Annotated in this window: 6 protein-coding genes; 4 read left to right on the forward strand and 2 right to left on the reverse strand. The window is 36.3% G+C overall.

Going from position 1 to position 6,945, the window contains the following annotated elements:
• The first annotated feature begins 209 nt into the window (after positions 1 to 209).
• The 3 genes from DCO46_RS21895 to DCO46_RS21905 all read left to right on the forward strand — a co-directional run bounded on the left by DCO46_RS21895 (position 210) and on the right by DCO46_RS21905 (position 4,651).
• A complete protein-coding gene (locus DCO46_RS21895) occupies positions 210 to 2,426 on the forward strand; it encodes a glycoside hydrolase family 3 C-terminal domain-containing protein (RefSeq protein ID WP_116754596.1) in 2,217 nt (738 codons plus the stop codon).
• Between the two features lie 192 nt (positions 2,427 to 2,618).
• Positions 2,619 to 3,266: a DUF1349 domain-containing protein gene (locus DCO46_RS21900; protein ID WP_116754597.1), complete on the forward strand. Its 648-nt coding sequence runs from the start codon at positions 2,619 to 2,621 to the stop codon at positions 3,264 to 3,266.
• A 266-nt stretch (positions 3,267 to 3,532) separates the two neighbouring features.
• Entirely contained in the window at positions 3,533 to 4,651 is a 1,119-nt protein-coding gene (locus DCO46_RS21905) for an acyltransferase family protein (RefSeq protein ID WP_116754598.1), read from the forward strand.
• 234 nt (positions 4,652 to 4,885) lie between these two features.
• Here the strand turns inward: DCO46_RS21905 and DCO46_RS21910 are convergent, their stop codons facing one another.
• Both DCO46_RS21910 and DCO46_RS21915 read right to left on the reverse strand, forming a co-directional pair.
• Positions 4,886 to 5,992, reverse strand: coding sequence for an NADH:flavin oxidoreductase (locus tag DCO46_RS21910; protein WP_116754599.1), 1,107 nt, complete (start codon positions 5,990 to 5,992; stop codon positions 4,886 to 4,888).
• 6 nt (positions 5,993 to 5,998) lie between these two features.
• Positions 5,999 to 6,301 carry an ArsR/SmtB family transcription factor gene (locus DCO46_RS21915; RefSeq protein WP_116754600.1) on the reverse strand — a complete coding sequence of 101 codons (303 nt, stop codon included), beginning with the start codon at positions 6,299 to 6,301 and terminating at the stop codon, positions 5,999 to 6,001.
• Between the two features lie 151 nt (positions 6,302 to 6,452).
• Here DCO46_RS21915 and DCO46_RS21920 point away from each other — a divergent pair, with 151 nt between their 5' ends.
• A complete protein-coding gene (locus DCO46_RS21920) occupies positions 6,453 to 6,941 on the forward strand; it encodes a TlpA family protein disulfide reductase (protein ID WP_116754601.1) in 489 nt (162 codons plus the stop codon).
• Positions 6,942 to 6,945 lie beyond the last annotated feature (4 nt).

Below are 6,945 nucleotides of genomic sequence, written 5' to 3' on the forward strand. Positions count from 1 at the left end.
AACGATTTATTTTAAAATCACTACTTTTTTTTGGTTTTTATTTTTATTAAATAACTGATTGTCAATTATTTAATTTTTTAAATTACTACTTTTTTTCGTTCAAAAATCCAACATGTACGATAACGTTTTAGCTTTACAAATATTATTATAAGGTACTTTTGACCTAAAGAGTATCTGCCAAAAATAAATGCTTTAATAAAAATCTAATTATGTTTAAAAACGTTAAAACAATTGTTGTTTTAGTTTTATTGAGTTCATTCGGATTGAATGCACAAAATAAAGTTCCGGTTTATCTTGATGATAAAAAGCCAATAGATGAGCGTGTAGAAGATGCGCTTAAGAGAATGACTACCGACGAAAAAATTGCCATGATTCATGCGCAGTCAAAATTTAGTTCCCCGGGTGTACAGCGTCTTGGAATTCCGGAAAACTGGATGACCGACGGACCTCACGGAATTCGTACCGAAGTAAAATGGGACGAATGGGAGCAGGCGGGCTGGACAAATGATTCTTGTATTGCTTTCCCGGCGCTTACGGCACTTTCTGCCACCTGGAACAAAGAATTGTCTTCTTTATATGGTAAATCTATTGGAGAAGAAGCGCGTTACCGTAATAAAAATGTATTGTTAGGACCAGGAGTAAATATCTACAGAACTCCATTGAATGGCCGTAACTTCGAATATATGGGAGAAGACCCTTTCTTAACTTCAAAAATGGTAGTTCCTTATATTAAAGGAGTACAATCAAACGGAGTTGCTGCCTGTGTAAAACATTTCGCTTTAAACAATCAGGAAACCAATCGTAATGCTGTAAACGTAATTGTTGATGATCGTGCCTTGTACGAAATCTATTTACCGGCTTTTAAAGCTGCTGTACAAGATGGAGATGCATGGGCTATTATGGGATCTTATAATAAATATAAAGGACAGCATTGTTGTCATAACGAATTTTTACTGAATGACATTCTTCGTGGAGAATGGGGTTTCAAAGGAGTTGTAGTTTCAGACTGGGGCGGAGTTCATGATACAAAACAGGCAATCCATAACGGTTTGGATATGGAATTTGGTTCCTGGACAAACGGTCTTACATGGGGAACAAGTAATGCTTATGACAATTATTACCTGGCAAAACCTTATTCTGAAATGATTAAAAAAGGAGAAGTAGGAACCAAAGAATTAGATGATAAAGTTCGTCGAATCTTACGTTTGTCTTTCCTGACCACTATGGATAAAAATCGTCCTTTCGGATCTTTCGGAACACCTGAACATGCTGAAGCAGGCCGTAAAATTGCCGAAGAAGGAATTGTATTATTACAAAACAACAACAATATTCTGCCAATCAATCTTTCTAAAACAAAGAAAATTGCTGTAATTGGTGAAAATGCCATCAAGATGATGACTGTTGGAGGAGGAAGTTCTTCTCTAAAAGCAAGATACGAAATTACACCTCTTGAAGGATTAAAGAAAAGAATTGGCAATAAGGCCGAAATAGTATACGCACGTGGTTATGTCGGAGATCCGACAAGTAACTATAACGGTGTTGTAGCTAAAGTTAGTTTAGAAGAAAAACGTCCTCAGGCAGAATTAACTGCTGAAGCTTTAAAAGTAGCTAAAGACGCGGATATTGTACTCTTTATTGGAGGTTTGAACAAAAGCCCAAATCAGGATGATGAAGGACACGACCGTACCGAATTGGGATTGCCATACGGTCAGGACAAATTAATTAGTGATTTAGCGAAAGTGAATAAAAATATTGTTTTCGTAAATATTTCAGGAAACGCCGTAGCAATGCCGTGGATTAAAGAAGTTCCGGGAGTTGTACAAGGATGGTTTTTAGGTACTGAAGCCGGAAATGCTTTGGCTGCCGTTTTAGTTGGAGATGTGAATCCGTCCGGAAAACTGACGTTTACTTTTCCTGTAAAATTATCTGATAACGGAGCTCACGCTTTAGGAGAATTCCCGGGCGGAGATGAAGTTACTTATAAAGAAAGCATTTTTGTAGGGTATCGTTATGCAGACAAACAAAAAGCAAAACCGTTATTCGCGTTTGGACACGGTTTAAGCTATACTACTTTTGAATACGGAAAAGTAACTGCCGATAAAAAACAAATGGCTGCAGGAGATCAAATTACATTTTCTGTAAATGTAAAAAATACAGGAAGCAGAGAAGGGGCTGAGATCGTTCAGCTTTATATCAGTGATTTAAAATCTTCATTGCCACGCCCGATAAAAGAATTAAAAGGTTTTGATAAAGTTTCGCTTAAAGCGGGAGAAGAAAAAACAGTAACCTTTACAATTGACAAAACAGCTTTGAGCTTTTTTGATGACAAAAAACACGACTGGGTAGCAGAACCGGGAGCTTTTGAAGCTTTAATTGGTGCTTCTGCAGTGGACATAAAATCTAAAGTGGGTTTCTCACTTCAATAAGTTTCATTAATTTCTAAACTTGGTTGGTTTGTAAAGCTGCAATGGTAAAACTTGCAGCTTTATTTTTAGTAATGTTTTTACGATTAAGGCATTAAGAGTATTAAGCCTTATGTGAAAACTGATTATTTACAACCAAAATAGTTCAATACTTAATTAACTTAATATCTTAATGGTTCAAAAAAACTGAATAACATGAAGAAAATTATATTTAGCGCTTTAATTTTATTTTTAGTGCAAAACCTTTCGGCGCAAAGCCTGAACAAAATGCAATGGTTTAATGAACCTGAAAAATGGGAAATTAAAAACAATGCACTGATTATGAATGTTACTGCGAACAGCGATTACTGGCGTATTTCGCATTACGGATTTACCGTTGATGACGCGCCGTTTTATTATGCTAATTATGGCGGCGAATTTGAAGCAAAAGTGAAACTAACCGGTAATTATATTGCCCGTTTTGACCAAATGGGATTAATGATCAGAGTTGATGAAAAAAACTACATCAAAACCGGAGTTGAATTTGTAGACGGAAAATTTAATATCAGTACTGTTGTAACACATGATAAAAGTGATTGGAGCGTAACAACTCTTGAAAAAGTGCCGCCTTTTGTCTGGATAAAAGCCGTGAGAAGATTAGATGCGATTGAAATTTTCTTTTCTCTTGACGATAAAAATTATATCCTGGCAAGAAATGCACCATTGCAGGACAACACTCCGGTGATGGTTGGTTTAATGGCCGCATCACCGGACGGAAAAGGTTTTGAAGCCAAATTCGAAAACTTTTCAGTAAAACATTTACCGGATCAAAGAAGATTAGAATGGCTTAAAAATCATCAGTAGAAGTTGTATTTTTGGTGTTAGGTGTTAGAAGTTAGACATTAAACGTTATACATAAATATTAAGTGTTATAAGTTTTACGAAGTAAAAGATATGTTAAGTATAAATTATTTTATATCAATGAATTTAGTATTAATGATTATATCTCATACCCATAACCTTTAACCCATAACCCATAACGTTTAACTCTTAACCCATAACCTCCATAACCCATAACTTTCCTAACCCCTAACTTTCCTAACCTCTAACCAAATACCCATTTTTTACCAATGAAAAAACATTATGAAATTCTTGACGGTTTACGTGGAGTAGCGGCAATTTTAGTCGTTGCTTTTCACATTTTTGAAGCCTTTGCCGGCGGAAACCGTTTTGTACAAATTATCAATCACGGTTATCTGGCCGTTGATTTCTTTTTCCTTTTATCCGGATTTGTAGTTGCTTATGCCTATGATGACCGCTGGGTCAAAATGTCCCAATGGGAATTTTACAAACGACGCCTGATCCGTTTACAGCCTATGGTAATCATGGGAATGATCATCGGTGCCGCGTTATATTATTTTCAGGCCTCGGATATTTTATTCCCGCAAATTGCAACTATGCCTGTCTGGAAATTGATATTGGTAATGTTTATTGGTTTTACTCTGATTCCGTTGACACCTTCAACAGAAATTAGAGGCTGGGGAGAAATGCATCCTTTAAATGGTCCGGCATGGTCACTATTTTTCGAATATATTGCAAATATACTGTACGCCCTTATTTTCCGTAAATTCTCGAACAAAGTGCTTTCAGTTTTTGTACTGATATTTGCCGGACTATTAATTAATTATACCGTTTTTGGACCAAAAGGAGATGTAATCGGTGGCTGGTCCTTAAATCTGGAACAGCTTAATGTTGGTTTTACCCGATTGTTATATCCGTTTTTTGCCGGAATTTTACTTTCGCGCCTAGGAAAACTTATTCACATAAAAGGCGCTTTCTGGGTTTGCAGTCTGCTTATTGTTATTGTTTTATGCGTGCCAAGAATCGGAGACGAAAACAGTTTATGGATGAATGGTATCTATGAATCAGTTTGTATTATTCTGGTATTCCCGTTAATTGTCTCGATCGGAGCAGGAGGAGAGATAAAAAATCCATTCTCATTAAAAATCTGTAAACTGCTGGGTGATATTTCATACCCAATTTACATAACACATTATCCATTGATATATTGGTTTACCGCCTGGGTAGTTGATGAAAAAGTATCTATGGAAAATGGTTACCTGCAAGGAATTGGAGTTTTGATTGCCAGTATTGTTCTGGCTTATTTATGCCTGAAATTGTACGATGAACCTGTTCGCAACTGGCTGCAGAAAAAATACCAGAAACAAAAGCCATCATCGGCATCATAAGTTTTTGGAGTTTGTAATTTTGTTAGTTACAAAATGTTAAAAGGGATGGAAAATATAATTTTCATCCCTTTTTAAATTTAGAATTTATGGTTTAAAGGTTCAAAGGTTCAAAGGTTCAAAGGAACAAAGGAACAAAGGTTCAAAGGAACAAAGGAACAAAGTCTAAAAAAAAGAAAGGTGCAAAGAGAAACTTTGTCCCTTTGCACCTTTGAGCCTTTGTAACTAAAAGAAAAATTATTCTGTAATTAACTCAGCTAAAGCTTCTTTACTGAAACCTTTTAACTCTTCTGTTTTTCCTGCTTTAATTTTAGCAGTCCAGTTTGGATCTGATAAAAGAGGTCTTCCTACAGCAACCAAATCAAAATCACCTCTGTCAAAGCGTCTTGTTAATTCATCCAAAGAAGCGGGTTGAGAACTTTCGCCTGCAAAAGCACCAAAGAAATCTCCCGAAAGCCCGACAGAACCTACTGTAATAGTTGCTGCTCCGGTTACTTTTTTAGCCCAGCCAGCAAAATTAAGGTCAGAATCTTCAAACTCAGGTTCCCAGAAACGACGTTGTGAACAGTGCAAAATATCAACTCCGGCATCAACAAGAGGAGTAAGCCAGGCTTCTAATTCCTGTGGGTTTTTAGCCAGTTTATAATTATAATCAGAAGGTTTAAACTGAGAAAATCTCATAATAACAGCAAAATCATTTCCAACTTGTTTTCTGATTTCTTTTACCACTTCAATAGCAAAACGGTTACGCTCAGGAAGTGTTTTTCCTCCGTAAATATCTTCACGTAAATTTGTCTCAGCTCTAAAAAACTGGTCAATCAGATAACCGTGAGCACCGTGGATTTCGATAGTATCAAAACCTAATTTTTTAGCATCAGCAGCTGCTTTTCCAAAAGCAAGAATAGTATCTTCAATATCTTTTTCAGACATGGCAACACCATTTCTGAAATCAGGACGGTTTAATCCCGACGGGCCTTCAAAAGGAACTGGCGGAATCCATCCTGAATGGTGATTATCCATAATTCCCATATGCCAGATCTGAGGTCCCATTTTTCCTCCTGCAGCATGAACTTCTTTTATCACTTTTTCCCATCCTTTCAAGGCCTGATCGCCATAAAAATGCGGAACATTTGCATCATTTGATGAAGAAGCTCTGTTGATTACAGTTCCTTCAGATAATATTAGTCCAACTTCGCCTTCTGCTCTTTTTTGGTAGTATTCTGCTACTGCATCAGTTGGAATTCCGTTTGGAGAAAAAGAGCGCGTCATTGGCGCCATTACGATTCGGTTTTTTAGATTTAACGTTTTTAGGTTAAATGGCGAAAACAGGTTGTTTGTACTCATAGTAATTTACAAATTAGATTGAATTAATTTACTGAGTGCTTCAAAGGCACCTTCGTTGCGTTTATAGTAAGTCCATTGCCCAACGCGTTTAGATTCGATAAAACCGGCACGTTGTAAAATAGACAAATATTCAGAAACTGTAGATTGTGTAAGACCGGCTTTGGCCTGAATCTGACCCACACAAACTCCGTGTTCAAATCCTGCATGCTGAAGCTGTTCCGGAAAGTTTAATTCGGGTTCTTTCAGCCATTCCAGCATTTGCAGTCTGGATTTATTAGATAATGCTTTAAAAATTTCTATATTTTCCATGGCACAAATATATCGACTTTTCCCGATATACCAATTAACTAAAAAATATTTAGGATAATTTTATGATGGAAGAGGTAAATAGATGGAACATTTGAGAAGAAAATTTATATTTGCTTAAAAAGCCTCCCAATCAATAAAACTTAGTTTAATTATGAAAAAAATCTACTTTGCATTAGCCTTTACATTTTTTAATTTACTGATAACCAACGCTCAGGTTGTCGGAACTGATATAGGCGATATTGCTCCCGAAATTGATCTTCCAGACACAAAAGGAGAAAAAATTGCCTTATCCTCTTTAAGAGGCTCTTTGGTTTTGGTTGATTTTTGGGCATCGTGGTGTGGCCCTTGTATCAAAGAGCAGCCTTTATTACTAAAATTGCACACTACTTATCCGGATAAATTATCAATTTATGGTGTTTCTATGGATACCAAAAAACCGCTTTGGCTGGCAGCAATTGCAAAAGGAAAACTTCCCTGGACAAATGTAAGCGACTTAAAATACTGGACTTCTCCTGTTGTTGGAGATTATATGTTGCAATCTGTTCCCTTGAATTTTTTAGTAGATAAAAACGGAATTATAATCGCAAAAAATATTCATGGAGCTGCATTGGAGGAAATGGTTAAAAGCCAATTGAATTAAAAAA

Source organism: Flavobacterium sp. HTF, from assembly GCF_003105115.1.
Lineage (GTDB): Bacteria > Bacteroidota > Bacteroidia > Flavobacteriales > Flavobacteriaceae > Flavobacterium.

What these genes read in the sequence shown, in the direction of transcription:
- DCO46_RS21905 (WP_116754598.1), top strand. Translation starts at nt 3,533, where the DNA reads ATGAAAAAACATTATGAAATTCTTGACGGTTTACGTGGAGTAGCGGCA.
- DCO46_RS21920 (WP_116754601.1), top strand. Translation starts at nt 6,453, where the DNA reads ATGAAAAAAATCTACTTTGCATTAGCCTTTACATTTTTTAATTTACTG.
- DCO46_RS21900 (WP_116754597.1), top strand. Translation starts at nt 2,619, where the DNA reads ATGAAGAAAATTATATTTAGCGCTTTAATTTTATTTTTAGTGCAAAAC.
- DCO46_RS21915 (WP_116754600.1), bottom strand. Translation starts at nt 6,301, where the DNA reads ATGGAAAATATAGAAATTTTTAAAGCATTATCTAATAAATCCAGACTG.
- DCO46_RS21910 (WP_116754599.1), bottom strand. Translation starts at nt 5,992, where the DNA reads ATGAGTACAAACAACCTGTTTTCGCCATTTAACCTAAAAACGTTAAAT.
- DCO46_RS21895 (WP_116754596.1), top strand. Translation starts at nt 210, where the DNA reads ATGTTTAAAAACGTTAAAACAATTGTTGTTTTAGTTTTATTGAGTTCA.